The organism is Rhizobium sp. AN5 (assembly GCF_900215255.1).
Classification (GTDB): Bacteria; Pseudomonadota; Alphaproteobacteria; order Rhizobiales; family Rhizobiaceae; genus Agrobacterium; species Agrobacterium tumefaciens.
Genome location: NZ_OCMJ01000003.1, coordinates 556716 through 571849, shown reverse-complemented (window position 1 = coordinate 571849; position 15134 = coordinate 556716). Strand labels below are relative to the sequence as shown.

Sequence of the window (15134 nt, the reverse complement as noted above, 5' to 3'; positions counted from 1 at the left end):
CCGGCAGTTCTGCCGGGTTTTTTATTGCTGAAAAAGGCCCTCCGGCCTTTTTCCACTATCGCGCGATAACGGCGTTTTCGGGAAAAACGTTGCCTTTGGAACAGGCCGGCAGGAACGGTGATGCCTGTTATCGGAACTCTAAAAAAATCAATTTCTTCAATAATTTAGGGCGAAGGAATTCTTCGTTTTGCTGGAAGAATAGCTTTCTGGACCTCTGATTTCTCTGCCTGCACTGTGTCCATGAAATCTCACCCGCACATGATGGATGCCATGGCCAAGGATACGCTTTTTTTGATTGCCCCCGGTTTTGAAGACCCCAAGCACCCCGGTGTCCGGTTCGTCTGCCCGCATTGTAACCAGATCGAAGGCCTGCTTGCCGCCTTTCCGGACCTTGCCGCCGGGATCGATATCCACCGGGTCGGTTTTCAGCGTCCGCGCGAAGCGGTCATCGCCGTCGTGGGTGAGGAAAACCAGTCGTTGCCGCTGTTCGTCTTTATCGGCGACGCACCAGCCGATGCGACCACCAAAGGCGACACGCACTTCATTCAGGACACGAAACGCATTTTGCAAATCCTCGCCGAGCGTCACGGGTTCCCGCAACTGCACTGAGATGCCCCACCCAGCACATCGGATTTTTCGGAGACAGACATGACCTTTTCCAGACGCCAGTTTCATAAAATTGCACTCGCTGCCGGCGCTTTCGTGGCGCTTCCAGGTGGTTCTTTCGCTGCTGCTGAAGAGCCGGTTTCGGGCGGTACGCTCAAGATCGTCTATTTTCCCGAGCCGACGCAGCTCGTGGCAATCAATACCAGTGCGGGTGGTCCGCAGTTCATCGGCTCGAAGATTTATGACGGGCTTTTGACGTACGATTACGAACTTTCGCCCAAGCCGAGCCTTGCCAAAGAATGGAGCGTTTCCGCCGACGGGCTGGAATATGTCTTTCATCTGCAGCCGAATGCGAAGTTCCATGACGGCAAGCCGGTGACATCGGCAGATGTGGAGTTCTCGATCCTGCGGCTGAAGGAAGCCCATCCGCGCGGCCGGGCGACTTTCTCGCATGTTGAAAGCGTCGATACTTCCGATCCGCTGGTCGCAAAGGTGAAGCTTTCCAAGCCGGCGCCGGGATTGATAACCGCGCTCGCCTCATCTGAATCGCCTGTTGTGCCAAAGCACATCTTCGAGACCTTCAAGCCGACTGATAATCCAAAACCCGCCCAGATCATCGGCAGCGGCCCCTTCGTGCTGAAGGAATGGGTGCCGGGCAGCCATATTCTTCTGGAAAAGAATGCCGACTACTGGGACGCGTCAGGCCCCTATCTCGACCGCGTCATCATTCGCCTCATCAACGATGCGGGCGCTCGCGCGGCGGCGCTGGAAACCGGAGAGGGCGACATTGGCCCGAACCCGGTGGCGCTTGCCGATCTGGAACGACTGAAATCCATCCCGACGCTGAAGGTGGATGACCGCATCTACGCCTATGCCGGCCAGCAGAACCAGCTCGTCATCAACCTTGAGAACGAATATCTCAAGGAATTGAAGGTGAGGCAGGCCATCGCTCACGCGATCGACATTCCGGCGTTGATCGATACCGTGCTTTACGGTTACGCCGTGCCATCGCCCACGCCGATCAGCCCCGGCCTTGCGAAGTTCCACAATCCGGATATCGGTTTTGCCAAATTCGACGTCGCGCTGGCGGAAAAGCTGCTGGATGAGGCGGGCTTTCCGCGCAAGGATGGCGGCAAGCGCTTCAAGCTCAGGGTCACCACCAACCCGTTCAACCCTCAGACCTATTCGGATTTCATAGCGCAGGCGCTTTCCAAGATCGGCATCGAGGCGGATATCCAGAAATTCGATTTCGGCACCTATGTGAAGGTCGTTTATACCGATCGCGCCTGGGATCTTTCAGTCGAATCCCTCTCCAATACCTTCGATCCGACGGCCGGCGTGCAGCGTGTCTACTGGAGCAAGAACTTCAAGATCGGCCTGCCGTTCTCAAATGCCAGCCACTACGCCAATCCGGAGGTGGACCGGCTGCTGGAAGCGGCCGCGGTGGAGCCGGATATCGAAAAGCGCGCAGCCTTCTTCAAGGAGTTTCAGGCCGTCGTCGCCAAGGATCTTCCCGTCATCAATCTCGTTTCGCCAATCCAGCCGGTCGTCGGCAGCGGCCGCATCAAGGATTACGCGACAGGGGCGGAGGGTCTCAGCGGCAATCTCGCCAAAGCGTGGGTGACGAAGGAGGCGTAAGCGCCTCCTCACCTCTCGTTTAAAGCCGCGTCAAGTTGAAAAGGGTTCATCGCCATGAGCAGAAAATCCGAGAAGCTGGTCCTCAATGCGTTCATCTATCCGGGTGGGCACCATGAAGCAGCCTGGCGCCACCCCGAGTCGGAGCCACTGCGCGTCACCGATATAAGGCTCTACCAGGATATCGCCCGCAAGGCCGAGGCGGCAAAGCTGGATGCCATTTTCTTTGCCGATGCGCCGGTGCTGGACGCCAATATCCGCTATGCCGCCCGGCACCGGCTGGAACCTATCACCATGCTGGCGGCCTTGGCGGCCGTCACCGAAAAGATCGGCTTCATTGCGACGGCCTCCACCACCTATTACGAGCCTTACAATCTCGCGCGGCTGTTCGCCTCGGTCGATCATATCAGCGGTGGCCGGGTGGGCTGGAACATCGTGACGACCTCGGCCGATGCGGCGGCCGGAAACTTCAATCTCCAGCAGCATCCGCCGCATGCCGACCGTTATCGGCAGGCGACTGAGTTCGTCGATGTGGTGACGAAGCTCTGGGACAGCTGGGAAGACGATGCCATCGTCGCCGACAAGGAGAGCGGTCTTTTCGCCGATACCGACCGCATCCATCCCGCCAGTCACGAGGGCGAGTTCTACCGGGTACGGGGCGCGCTTAACCTGCCACGCTCTCCGCAGGGCAGGCCGGTCTATGTGCAGGCCGGCTCTTCGGAGGACGGCCGTGGCTTTGCTGCCCGGTATGCCGAGGCAATCTTTACCGCGCATCAAACTCTGGAGAGTGCGCGGTCTTTTTATTCCGACATCAAGAGGCGTGTCGCGGCCACGGGGCGCAATCCCGCCCATGTGAAAATCCTGCCGGGGATCAGCCCCTTCATCGCCTCCACCGAAGAGGAGGCGCGAAAGCTCGAGGCGAGTTTCAACGATCTCATCCAGCCGGCCTTTTCGCTCGGGCAGTTGCAGCGCATTACAGGCATTGATCTCTCATCGGCCGATCTCGATCAGCCGTTGCCGAAGGAGGCGGTGGAAGCGACGCGCGCGCAGGCGGATAGCAGCCGCCATCAGCTGGTTCTCGATGTCATCGACCGGGAAAATCCGACGATCCGGCAATTGTTGCACCGGCTTGCCGGTGGGCGCGGCCACAAGGTGATTTCGGGAACGCCGGAACAGGTGGCAGACTGGATAGAGACCTGGTTCCGTGAAGGTGCTGCCGACGGCTTCAACATCATGCCGCCATGGCTGAATGGCGGGTTCGATATTTTCGTCGACGAGGTCGTGCCGATCCTCAAACAGCGCGGGCTGTTCCGCGAGGATTACGAGGGCGACACGCTGCGTGATCATTACGGCCTGCCCCGGCCGGAAAACATCCATACGACCAGGGAGTTGCAAAGGGAACGCGCCTGATGTGGGACGGGCGTGTTCAGGCGGCGGCTTCGAGAGAGCGTGTATCCTCGCGCAACAAGGCGAGTAGAGATGCGATTTCCGGCAGCCGCCGCCTGTCAGGACTGGTCAGCAGATGATACCGGCTGGCGGTCGGCTGAGGCACGCCGAAAGGTGCGATCAGACGGCCAGTTCGAAGCTCTTCGGAAATCAGCGAGTGGCGCGCAAGGCCGATGCCGTGGCTGGACAAGAGTGCCTCTATCAGCGCGGTCTGGCGCGAAAAGCGCGGTCCGGTTGCTGAAAGCCGAAGCGGAATGCGGCAGGCGCGAAGCCAGTTTGCCCATTCGAAGGCAGCATCCGCGCCGTTGCCGCGCAACATCGCAAAAGAGATATCCCGAAGCCGCTCGGGTTCACCACATAGCTGGTGGCGGGTGGCAAAATCCGGGGTGCAGACGGCACTGACGGTATCGGCAAAAAGCGGTTCGTGAATGAAACCGGGGATTTGTCCGTGGGTCACGACGATCGCGCAATCGGCATCGAAATGCGTGAGGTCGATGGTATCGCCCTCGAGAGATTCAATCGAGATATCTACGTCTCCAAGGGCTGGAACGATGGTTCCCAACCGTGGTGCCAGCCATCGGGCCGCAAAACAGCCTTCCGCCACAACCTTCACCTGCCGCCGGCCGCCGGAGGCCATGAGATCGGAAAGGCTGCCGATCATGGTCTCGAAAGCGTCCGCAAGGCCGGGGTAAAGCGTGCTGCCGGCCTCGGTCAGCACCAGTTCGCCGCGCTGGCGGCTGAAGAGCGTTTGCCCGAGATGGGTTTCGAGAATGCGCACCTGCTGGCCGATTGCGGCAGTCGAGACATGTAATTCCTCCGCCGCCCGCGAGAAGCTGGCGTGACGCGCGGCCACGACAAATGCGCGCAGGGCCGTCAGCGGCGGCAGCCGGGAAAGCGTCGGCAATCGAAAAGCCGCTCTTGCGACCGAAGGAGGGATAAATTCCGTTCTCATGGCCGTTTTTCCTTCATGGCTAGAATACCCGGCCTTCCCTGAGGTGCGTCGTGGTGCCGTTGAGATAGTAGTCGCCGATGACACGCGCCTTGTGGGCAAGCGGATTGTGGTTGTAGACCGTGCGGATGTTGCGCCAGTGGCGGTCGAAATTCCGCTCGCTGGACGTCGCCGATCCGCCGCCGAGTTCGTAAAGGTTGGTGGCGACCGTCAGTGAAAGCTGCGATGCGATGATCTGGGTACGGGCGGTAGCGAGAGAACCTTCCAGCAAAGCCGCTTCTATCGCCTCTTCGTCGCCGCTGGAAAAGGCGGCGGCGGTCCTGTCGAGCGTTCTTGCCGCCTCGCGGATCAGCGTCTTGACGGCAAAGGCACCGGCGCTGATCTCGCCGAGCATCTTTTGCACAAAGGGGTCCTGATTGGCGGTTTCGGCGCTGCTGTGGAGCGTGGTGCGCGCCTGGCGCAGAACATAGTCAATGCCGTCGTTGAGTGCGCCCTGAACGGCACCGGCGGCAGAGGCAGCGAGATGCAACTGTCGCATGGCCGAGCTGTGGCGTCCGACCTGGCTGCCGAGCTTGCGGGTCGTCAGTTCATGCTGGAGCACCTCGACATTTTCAAGCAAAACGCCGCCGCTTGCCGTCATGCGCTGGCCCATGCTGTCCCAGTCATCGAGAATGGTGATCCCGGGCCGATCAAGCGGAATGAGGACGCCGATCGGCTGTTCGTCGTCGCCGACAGCGCTGAAGGTGCCGAAATCTGCGAAGGCGGTGCCGGTCGCATACCATTTGCGGCCGTTCAGACGATAACGGTCGCCATCGGCGCTGAGGCGCGTGGTGATTTCGCCGGGGCGTTTGGTACCCTGTTCCGTGCTGGCGCCCGCGAAGAGCTTGCCGGCGAGGACATTTTCGAGGTGCCGCCGATCCTCAAGCTCGATCGGTGTGAGAGCGAGGTTTTCGGTGAAATTGAAATGGCTGCGGAGTGCGTGCGGAATATTGCTGTCGGCTTCCCCGAGGATCATCAGCACTTCTATATAGTCCGCAATCGACCCGCCCGGTCCGCCCTTGGCCTCGGGGATGCGTAGCGTGCCGATCTTGGCTTCTTTGATCAGGCCGAAGATTTCGAAGGGAAGTTCCCGCTGACGCTCACGGCGGGCGGCATCCTTGGCAGCAACAGCCGCAATGTCCCTGGCGCGGGCCAGAATGTCGTCTCGGCTCGGCACGCCGGAATTGTCGGTGGTTGCGGTCTGCATTTTAGGATTGGACATTGCGGGTTTCCCTGAGCGGATGTGATGACCTGCGGCACGGTCGCGCCGCAGGCATTTTCTTCTGGACGATCAGGCGACCGCGCGCGGCTTGACGACCTGGCGGGGAGCAGGTTCGATATTGCGCGGCACACGGCCTTCGACGGGATGGCTCGGATCGTTGAAGCCGGGTGTCGAGGGATGGCCTGTCGTCACAAGGCTGTCGACCAGCGCCTCGTCTTCCGCATCGATCTTCACATCGAGGGCGCGGACGTAACCGTCCCAATGGTCTTCAGTGCGCGGGCCGGTGATCGCGGCGGTGACGAACTTGTTGTTCAACACCCAGGCGAGCGCAAAATCCGCTGCCGAAACACCCTTCGATGCGGCGTGCGCCGCAACCTTCTGGGCGATTTCGATCGACTCGGGGCGCCATTCCGTTTCCAGAACCCGCTTGTCGCCACGGCCGACACGGGTATCTGCACCCGGCTGCTCACCCGGCTGATATTTGCCGGTCAGCACGCCACGTGCCAGCGGCGAATAGGAAACGACGCCCAGCCCGTAATTATGTGCCGCGGGCAGCTGCTCGGCTTCGGCCGTGCGGTTGACGATGTTGTAGAGCGGCTGGCTGGCGATAGGCCGGTCGATGCCGAGCTGATCGGCCAGATGTGAAATTTCGGCGATGCGCCAGCCCCGGAAGTTCGAAACGCCGAAATAGCGCAGCTTGCCCGCACGGATGAGATCGGCAATGGCGCGCACCGGCTCTTCCAGCGGCGCGTCGAAGACGGCGCGGTGGAAATAGAGGATATCGATGTAGTCGGTGTTGAGACGGCGAAGCGAATTCTCGACGGTCTCGATCACCCACTTGCGCGAATGGCCGCCAAGGTTCGGACCCTTGGTGTGGGAATTGACGAATTTCGTTGCCAGAACCCAGTGATCGCGACTGGCCTTGATGCCGCGACCAACGACTTCTTCCGACTTGCCGTCGTGATAGACATCGGCAGTGTCGATGAAGTTGATGCCCTGCTCACGTGCCTTGTCGATGATGCGGAAGGCCACGTCATCCGGCGTCGGGCCTCCGAACATCATCGTGCCGAGGCTCAGCGGTGAAACTTTCAGCGCGCTGCGTCCGAGATAGCGATAGTCGACCATTATGGTTGCTCCTTCAGTTTATTGGGCATGGTGGCAAGCCACGGCGTGGTTCTTGCCGAAAAGGGTGTAATCCGGCGCTTTTTCGCGACAGAGGTCTGTGGCGAGTGGGCAGCGGGTGTGAAACCGGCAGCCGGATGGCGGGTTGTGCGGGCTCGGCAGGTCGCCGGAAATGGGCGCTGCCTGCTTGCGGCGCGCGGGATCGGGAACGGCTGCGAGAAGCGCACGGGTATAGGGGTGTTTCGGCGAGGCCCAGAGCTCCGCGGTCGGTGCGCTTTCCACGATCTTGCCGAGATACATGACGAGAACGCGATCGGAAAAATAGCGCACGACCGAAAGGTCGTGGGACACGAAGAGATAGGACAGAGAAAGCCGTTTCTTCATCTCCACCAGAAGATTGAGGATCTGCGCCTGTATGGAAAGATCGAGCGCCGAAACAGGCTCGTCGCAGACGACCAGTTCCGGCTCGAGAACGAGCGCCCGGGCAATGCCGATGCGCTGGCGCTGGCCGCCGGAAAACTCATGCGGATAACGGTCGAGTGCATCAGGCGGCAGACCCACCTGCGCGACGATCGCCTCGACGATCTCACGCTGTTGCGCCCTGTCGCCGATGCCGTGCACCTTCAACGGCCCGGTAAGGATGGTTCGCACCGTCTGGCGCGGATTGAGCGACGCGAATGGGTCCTGAAAGATCATCTGGATGCGGCGGCGGATGCCGCGCAGCTGCGACGACGTCATCGCCGTGACATCGGCGCCCTTGAAGGTGATCCTGCCGGAAGTGGGTTCCACCAGCCGCATCAGCGACTTGCCGAGCGAGGATTTGCCGCAGCCTGATTCACCCACCAGCGCCACGGTCTCGCCCGCCTCGATGTCGAGCGACACATCGTCGACGGCGCGGACTGTTCCGCGTCCTCCCGAATAGTGGGTGGAAAGACTATGCACTGACAAGAGCGTCATCGGATACCTCTTGGGATGTGGGGGATACGAAGGGGCAGGCGGCGTAGCGGCCTTCCGAGATCAGCCTCAGCGGCGGTACGAACTGCCCGCAGAAACCGCGGGCGCTCGGACAGCGTGGCCGGAAGGCGCAGCCACGCTCGCCCGTGGCGGAAACGATTGAACCCGGAATTTCGATGAGTGGCCCGTCGCGATAATGCTGGCCGTCTTCGGCGCGCGGAGAGGCAGCCAGCAGGCCGCGCGTATAGGGGTGGTAAGGATTGGAGAAAACCGGTTCAGGCAATCCTTCTTCCACCTTGCGGCCGGCATACATGACCATCACCCGGTCGGCCCATTGCGCCACAATGCCGAGATCGTGGGTGATGAGGATGACGGCCATGTTGAGATCACGACGCAGATTATCGAGCAGCTGCAGGATCTGCGCCTGTATCGTCACGTCCAGCGCTGTCGTCGCCTCGTCGGCGATCAGCAATTTGGGATTGCAGGCAACGCCGATGGCGATCATGACGCGCTGGCGCATGCCGCCGGAAAGCTGGTGCGGATAATCGTCCACGCGGCGACGGGCGTCGGGAATATTGACGAGGTCCAGAAGCTCGATGGCGCGTTTGCGCGCCTGGTGCCTGTCGATCCTTTCATGGATTCGCAGCACCTCGACAATCTGTTCGCCCACCGTCAGGACCGGGTTCAGCGACGTCATCGGTTCCTGAAAGATCATGCCTATATCGCGGCCGCGAATGCCTCGCCATTGCCGCTCGGAAAGCGGCAGGAGATCGCGGCCTTCGAGCAGAACACGCCCGCCGGTTTTTGCATGCGACGGCAACAGGCCGATCAGGCCGAGCGCAGTCAGCGATTTTCCCGAGCCACTTTCGCCGACGATTGCCAGCATTTCGCCGGACTGCACATCGAAGCTGACGCCCTTGACCGGTTGGGCTGAGCCGAAGCTGACGGAGAGATCGTGGACTTCGATCAGTTTGCTCATCGGCGTTCCTCCGAAAAACGGGGGTTTAGCGCATCGTTGAGACCGTCGCTGATGAGGTTCAGCGAAATGACGGTGAAGACGATGGCGAGGCCGGGAAGGGCGGTCAGATACCAGGCGGTGCGGATGACATCGCGTCCCGACCCGATCATCGAACCCCAGGAAACACGGTTGGGGTCGCCAAGTCCCATGAAGGAAAGGGCTGCTTCCATGAGGATCGCACCCGCCACCATGACGGAGGAGGTGACGATGATCGGCGGCAGGGCGTTGGGCAGGATTTCCTGAAACACGATACGCGCATGGCCATAACCGAGGCTGCGGGCGGCAAGCACATAGTCCTTCTCGCGGATGGCGCGGAATTCGGCGCGGGTCAGGCGCGCAACGAGTGGCCAGGTAATGATGCCGATTGCCGAGGTTACCGTGGTGACCGAAGGCTGGGCGATGGCGACGAGCACCACCAGCAGCACGAAGTTCGGCAATGTCTGGAAGATTTCGATGATCTTCACGAGAATATCGTCGATGACGCCGCCGAAATAACCGGCGAAAGCACCGATTGTTATGCCGATCGTCAGCCCGATCAGGGTGGCGACGACACCGACGGTGAGCGAGATGCGTGCGCCGTGCACGATCCCCGCCAGCACATCACGACCCATGGAATCGGTGCCGAGCGGATAGGCCGGATTCTGGCCGGGCCAGAGGAAGGGGCGGGCCACCATTTCCAGCGGATCGCCCGGATAGATCAGCGGGGCCGTGACAGCGGCGATGAGGACGGTGGCGAGAAACAGCAGCCCAACGATGGCGTTGGGATTGGTCAGGAAAATCTTCAGTTCCCGCCGCAGTCCGCGCCGCGGCACGGAGACGGAGCGGGCTGAAAGTGCGTCCGGCGCATGAATATAGGGCCAGACCTTTTCTTCAGGTTTTTTAGGTTTGGGATTGCTCTCTTGGGCACTGAGTTCGGCCGCGTCGAGAACTGCTGATGTCTGGGAGGAATTCATCGGCTTTCTCCGATGCGGGGGTCGAGCCATGCCTGCAACAGGTCCACGGCCGCATTGACAATGATGACGACGAGTGAAGAGAGAAGCAGAATGCCGAGCAGTACGCTGAAATCGCGGGCCATGACGGCCTCGAAAGCAAGACGGCCAAGGCCTGGCCAGCTGAAGACGGTCTCCACCACGACCGCGCCGCCCAGCAGGCCACCAATATGCATGCCGGCCATGGTGGTGATCGGGATGAGCGCGTTGCGCAGAATATGGCGTGTGGTGAGCCGGAAAGGCGAAACGCCTTTTGCCCGTGCCGTGCGCACATAGTCCTGGGATTTGACTTCCAGCATCGCCGCGCGGGTGAGGCGGGCATAAATCGCCAGAAAATAAAGCGCCAGCGAAAGGGCGGGGAGAACGATATAGCGCAGCCTGTCCAGAAAGGCGTCGAGGCCGGTAAGGCTGCTGCCGATGGTGCTGTCGCCGCCAGACGGAAGCCAGCCGAGCTTGACCGAGAAGGTGAGGATAAGCATCAGGCCGATCCAGAAGCCCGGCACGGAATAAAAGATTAGCGAGCCAATCGAAATGATCCGGTCCGGCAGCTTGCCGGAAAAGAGCGCCATGATGGAGCCGAGGAAAACGCCGACGAAAATCGCAATGCCAAGTGCTGCTCCCATCAGCGCCAGCGTGCCGGGCAACCGCTGGCCGATGAGATCGGCGACCGGCATGCCGTAGCGGGGTGAAAAGCCGAGGCTGAACTGGGCCAGATTGCCGAGATAGTTCATGAGCTGATGGACGACCGGCAGGTCGAGCCCGAAGCGGGAGCGAATCTCGGCCATGGTCTCGACGGTCGCCGAACCCGCTTCCGCGGCCAGCACATCAGCCGCATCACCAGGCGCCAGCTGCAGCAGGAAGAAGTTCAGGATGACGATACCGAGAACCGTCGGGACGGCCTGAATGGCCACCCGCCTTGCCTGCGATAAAATCCGTTTTGAATTCGACATCGGCTCCAGTCCATTCGCTTGAAAACATGAAATCGGCCCGCAAAGGCGTTGGTATTAGTTGACTAATTTTATGGAATTTGTCAAAGAGTAATAGAATTATTTTCTGAAATTTACGGAAAAATGCGCCATAAAGAAAAGATAATTCCTATTTATGAGAATGGTTGGTGCTTCATGCCAATCTCACTCTCGTCTGCGGAACAAACTTCTTTCCAAGCGCGGCCGTTCAGTTTTGCCGGTTTTTTGCCGGTTCAATTAAGGAGAGGTATCGCATGACTGTTTTCAACCAGACGACGCGGCGCGGATTTCTGCTGGCGTCGGCGGCGCTTGGCGTGGTGTCGTTGCCGGGGCTGAAGCTCAACGCAGCAGAGCCGGCAAGCGGCGGAACGGCCACTTTGCTCATCTCATCGGAACCGCCGGTTCTGACGACGATCGCGCACACGGCCTATAATTCCGTCTACATATCGCCCAAGGTCACGGAAGGGCTGCTGACCTACGATTTCGACCTCAATCCCAAGCCGCTCCTGGCCAAATCATGGGATGTCAGCGGCGATGGCCTGCGTTACACCTTCAATCTGAGGCCCGGTGTGAAATGGCATGACGGCAAGTCCTTCACATCTGCCGATGTGGCGTTCTCCATCAACACCATCAAGGAAGTGCATCCGCGCGGGCGCAATACCTTCCTGAACCTCACCAGCGTCGAGACCCCGGATGATCTGACAGCCGTACTGGTTCTTTCCAAGCCTGCGCCGTATCTGATAACGGCGCTTGCCGCTGCTGAAACGCCTATCGTGCCCAAGCATCTTTATGAAGGCACGAAAGTTACCGAAAATCCCATCAATCTCGCGCCTGTTGGCACCGGCCCGTTCAAGTTCAAGGAGTGGGTGCGCGGCAGCCATATCGTTTTTGAGCGCAATGCCGATTACTGGGATGCGCCGCGCCCCTATCTCGACAAGCTTATCGTCCGCTTCATTCCAGATGCGTCGGCCCGTGCCATCGCAATCGAAACCGGTGAGATCGATCTCGCTCCAAGCACACCGGTCGCCTATAGCGATCTCGACCGCCTGAAGGAGCTACCGAGCCTCGGCTTCGAGACGAACGGATATCAATATTCGAATTCGATCAGCCGCGTTGAGTTCAACCTCGAAAAGGATGTGTTCAAGGACGTCCGCGTCCGCCGTGCCTTCGCGCATGTGATCGACCGCAAAGTCATCTTCAACACGGTCAATTATGGCTATGGCGCGACAATCACCGGCCCGATCAATCCGAAGCTGACGAAATGGTTTGTCGAAGATCTGAAGACCTATCCGATCGATCTGAAGGCGGCCGAAGCGCTGCTGGACGAGGCGGGATACAAGCGCGGCGCGGATGGCATCCGTTTCAAGCTCAATCTGGACTATGTGCCGAGCACCGAGGCCTATCCGCGCGGCGCGGACTACATTCGCCAGGCACTGGCAAAGGTCGGCGTGGATGTGACGGTGCGGACGCAGGATTTCGCCACCTACACGAAGCGCATCTACACGGATCGCGATTTCGACTTTGCCTATGAGGGCATGAGCAATCTCTTCGACCCGACAGTCGGTGTGCAGCGGCTCTACTGGTCCAAGAACTTCAAGAAGGGCGTGCCCTTCTCCAATGGCGCTGCTTATAGCAATCCCAAGGTGGATGCGCTGCTGGAAGCTGCCGCTGTCGAGATCGATCCGGACAAGCGCGTCGCGCAATGGAAGGAAATACAGCAGATCCTCGTCGATGACGTTCCTGCCATCGACATCGTTGCGGCACCTGAAATCACCATCTTCAACAAGCGCATTGCCGATCACACTATAGGTGCCGAAGGCGTCGCGGGCAGCCTGGCCTTCGCGCATATCGCCGCATCCTGATCGTCTCGCCAGACCCTGCCCGCCTTTTGCGGCGGGCAGGGATATCCCCCTTTCGTCGACGGGCACCGCAGCATCGCTTTCTGGTGTCATCGTTTTCATCGAGGCCAAAGCCATGAGCACGACACTTTCTGAAATCTGGTACACACGTTGCCCGGTGCCCACGCCCGTGGGGCTTGCAGCGCAGCTCGGTTATCTCGCGCAGACCTTCGAGGATGTGGGGATATCGCTGAAATCCATCATCGATTCACCGGATCGTTCTGTGCGGCAGAGCCATTTCAACCACACGCTGGAATGGTCCTTCCGCCACGGCGGCAATGTGCCCCCTATCCGCGCCCGCTCGGAAGGGCGCAATACGCGTCTTATCGGCATTACCTGGACGGATGAGTTCCAGGCGATCATCACCCTTCCTGAAACCGGTATCCGCTCGCTTGCCGATCTCGTCGGCCGCCGTTTCGGTGTGCCGCGCAGACCTGATGGCATTGTCGATTTCATGCGAGCGACAGCGTTGAAGGGCATCGTTTCGGCGCTTTCGCTGGAGGGGCTGAAGGTCGAGGATATCGAGCTGAAGGATATCATCATCAAGGATTCCGTGCTGGCGACACAGGAGGGACCATCCCTTTTCGGCCTGAAGCGGCGACAATCCTTCGGTGAGGAGATCATCGCGCTGTTGCGGGGTGAGGTTGATGCGATTTTCGTCAAGGGTACTGCCGGTATCGCCGCCGCGAACCTGATCGGCGCCATGCAGGTGGCGGAATTCGGTTTTCACCCCGACCCGAAGATACGTATCAACTCCGGCTCTCCCCGCGTGTTGACAGTCGACGGACGACTTGCCGATGAGCGCCCGGATCTGGTGGAGCGGCTGGTTGCCGCCATTGCCAAAGCCTCGCTCTGGGCGGAGCAGCATCCGGAAGAGACCCGCCGTTTTATCGCGAGCGAGGCGGGTGCGACCGAAGAGCAGGTTCTGGCCGCCAACGGCCCGGATGTCCACCGCCATCTAGGTCTTGGCCTCGATGCAGACCTCGTCGCCGCTGTCGGCCATTACAAGGATTTCCTGCATCAATGGGGCTTCCTTGAAAACGACTTCGATCTCGCTGCGTGGATCGATGACCGTTTCGTCACGGCCAGTGAAAGGGCGGTGGCATGAGCGGCGCTTTATCCGCCGTTCCGAGCCCGGAGCAGCACTTGAATCCCGTCGCCATCGCAACCGCGCTCGCCGAAGATTTCAGCCTGACTGCGGCGGAGTATGACAAAAGCGGCGAATTCGCCGCCGGTAATTTTGCTGCTCTTTTTGAGTCTGGCCTGCTTGGTCTCGTGACGGCTGAAAAGGACGGTGGCTGGGGGGAGGGCATGGAAACCGCGCATGCCGTCATCGCCGCCATTGCCAAGGGTGATCCGTCAACCGCCCTCATCCTTGCCATGCATTACAGCGTTCATGCTGCCATCCGGCGCGGCAAGTGGCCGGCAGATCTCGCGGCAAAAGTGCTGGCCGCCAATAACAGGGAGCGGGCGCTTCTGAACAATGCGCAGGCAGAGCCGGGGATCGGTTCCCCGGCCCATGGCGGCCTGCCGGAAACGACGGCGCGGATCGAGGGCGATTTCTGGGTGGTCAATGGCCGCAAGAGCTTCGTCACCGGCCTGCCGGGTCTGAAATGGGCGATTGTACTTGCCGTCACGACGGAAGAGGTGCCGCGCCTGATCCAGCTTCTGGTCCCGCTCGATGCGCCGGGCATCGGCCGGGAAAAGGCATGGGAAGCGACCGGAATGTATGCAACCGCCAGCGACGATCTCCTGCTTGAGGATGTGAGGGTGCCGCTCGCCGATATCGTTGCCGAACAGCCGGCGGACGAGCCGTTGCGGCGGGATGAGGCGGACGGTTACAATTTCTTCGTGCTGCTGGCCTCCGTCTATCACGGTGTCGCGCTTTCGGCGCGTGACGCCCTTTTGCGCCATCTGACAGGCCATGTTCCGGCAAGCCTTGGTGCTCCGCTGTCATCCATTCCGCGCATTCAGGAAGGTCTGGGCGAGATCGAGGTGCTTCTCGCAGCAAACAGGCGTCTGCTCCGCTCCGTCGCGCGTGATATCGATGCGGGTGAGAAGGTAGGCACGGATGCGCTCGCCGTTCGTCATGTGGTGATCGACAATGCGGTGGCGGTGACGGATCTGGCGCTGGAGCTTGGCGGCAATCGCGGCCTTCGCCGGGACTATAATCTCGAGCGGCATCACCGCGACGCCATAACGGCAAGGGCGCATGCGCCGCAAAGCCACATGATACGAACTATCCTCGGCCGTCAGAGCATCAAGGCTGTCGGCGACTGACCGTAGAAGAC

At 60.3% G+C, this 15134-nt stretch carries 13 protein-coding genes; 6 read left to right on the top strand and 7 right to left on the bottom strand.

The features are described 5' to 3' along the window. Window positions 1-258 precede the first annotated feature (258 nt). From CRP02_RS06000 to CRP02_RS05990, 3 genes are read left to right on the top strand one after another with little or no spacing between them, the layout of a single operon-like run. On the top strand, window positions 259-609 hold the full coding sequence (locus tag CRP02_RS06000) for a DUF3088 domain-containing protein (protein ID WP_097170548.1): 351 nt from the start codon (window positions 259-261) through the stop codon (window positions 607-609). 39 nt (window positions 610-648) lie between these two features. Further along, window positions 649-2244: an ABC transporter substrate-binding protein gene (locus CRP02_RS05995; protein ID WP_097170547.1), complete on the top strand. Its 1596-nt coding sequence runs from the start codon at window positions 649-651 to the stop codon at window positions 2242-2244. Between the two features lie 54 nt (window positions 2245-2298). After that, window positions 2299-3651 carry an LLM class flavin-dependent oxidoreductase gene (locus CRP02_RS05990; RefSeq protein WP_013761676.1) on the top strand — a complete coding sequence of 451 codons (1353 nt, stop codon included), beginning with the start codon at window positions 2299-2301 and terminating at the stop codon, window positions 3649-3651. 16 nt (window positions 3652-3667) lie between these two features. On the opposite strand, the gene CRP02_RS05985 is transcribed toward CRP02_RS05990, so the two are convergent. The 7 genes from CRP02_RS05985 to CRP02_RS05955 form a co-directional block, all read right to left on the bottom strand. Then, window positions 3668-4639 carry a LysR substrate-binding domain-containing protein gene (locus CRP02_RS05985; RefSeq protein ID WP_097170546.1) on the bottom strand — a complete coding sequence of 324 codons (972 nt, stop codon included), beginning with the start codon at window positions 4637-4639 and terminating at the stop codon, window positions 3668-3670. Between the two features lie 19 nt (window positions 4640-4658). Continuing rightward, window positions 4659-5897 (bottom strand): acyl-CoA dehydrogenase family protein, encoded by a 1239-nt coding sequence (locus CRP02_RS05980; protein ID WP_097170545.1) that lies wholly within the window; start codon window positions 5895-5897, stop codon window positions 4659-4661. A gap of 69 nt (window positions 5898-5966) precedes the next feature. Beyond that, window positions 5967-7022 carry an aldo/keto reductase gene (locus CRP02_RS05975; protein ID WP_097170544.1) on the bottom strand — a complete coding sequence of 352 codons (1056 nt, stop codon included), beginning with the start codon at window positions 7020-7022 and terminating at the stop codon, window positions 5967-5969. 18 nt (window positions 7023-7040) lie between these two features. Then, the gene (locus CRP02_RS05970) at window positions 7041-7976 is read right to left on the bottom strand and encodes an ABC transporter ATP-binding protein (protein ID WP_097100052.1); all 936 of its coding nucleotides are present in this window, start codon (window positions 7974-7976) and stop codon (window positions 7041-7043) included. After that, window positions 7954-8952 carry an ABC transporter ATP-binding protein gene (locus CRP02_RS05965; RefSeq protein WP_097170543.1) on the bottom strand — a complete coding sequence of 333 codons (999 nt, stop codon included), beginning with the start codon at window positions 8950-8952 and terminating at the stop codon, window positions 7954-7956. The genes CRP02_RS05970 and CRP02_RS05965 overlap by 23 nt, the downstream gene beginning before the upstream one ends. Continuing rightward, entirely contained in the window at window positions 8949-9944 is a 996-nt protein-coding gene (locus CRP02_RS05960; protein ID WP_097170542.1) for an ABC transporter permease, read from the bottom strand. Before CRP02_RS05960 ends, CRP02_RS05965 begins: the two co-directional genes overlap by 4 nt. After that, window positions 9941-10930, bottom strand: a complete 990-nt coding sequence (locus CRP02_RS05955) for an ABC transporter permease (protein ID WP_026330697.1) — start codon at window positions 10928-10930, stop codon at window positions 9941-9943. Before CRP02_RS05955 ends, CRP02_RS05960 begins: the two co-directional genes overlap by 4 nt. Window positions 10931-11199: 269 nt before the next feature. Here CRP02_RS05955 and CRP02_RS05950 point away from each other — a divergent pair, with 269 nt between their 5' ends. From CRP02_RS05950 to CRP02_RS05940, 3 genes are all read left to right on the top strand, one after another. Then, the gene (locus CRP02_RS05950; protein WP_097100055.1) at window positions 11200-12807 is read left to right on the top strand and encodes an ABC transporter substrate-binding protein; all 1608 of its coding nucleotides are present in this window, start codon (window positions 11200-11202) and stop codon (window positions 12805-12807) included. A 112-nt stretch (window positions 12808-12919) separates the two neighbouring features. After that, the gene (locus tag CRP02_RS05945) at window positions 12920-13951 is read left to right on the top strand and encodes an ABC transporter substrate-binding protein (RefSeq protein ID WP_097171262.1); all 1032 of its coding nucleotides are present in this window, start codon (window positions 12920-12922) and stop codon (window positions 13949-13951) included. After that, a complete protein-coding gene (locus CRP02_RS05940; RefSeq protein ID WP_097170541.1) occupies window positions 13948-15123 on the top strand; it encodes an acyl-CoA dehydrogenase family protein in 1176 nt (391 codons plus the stop codon). Before CRP02_RS05945 ends, CRP02_RS05940 begins: the two co-directional genes overlap by 4 nt. Window positions 15124-15134 lie beyond the last annotated feature (11 nt).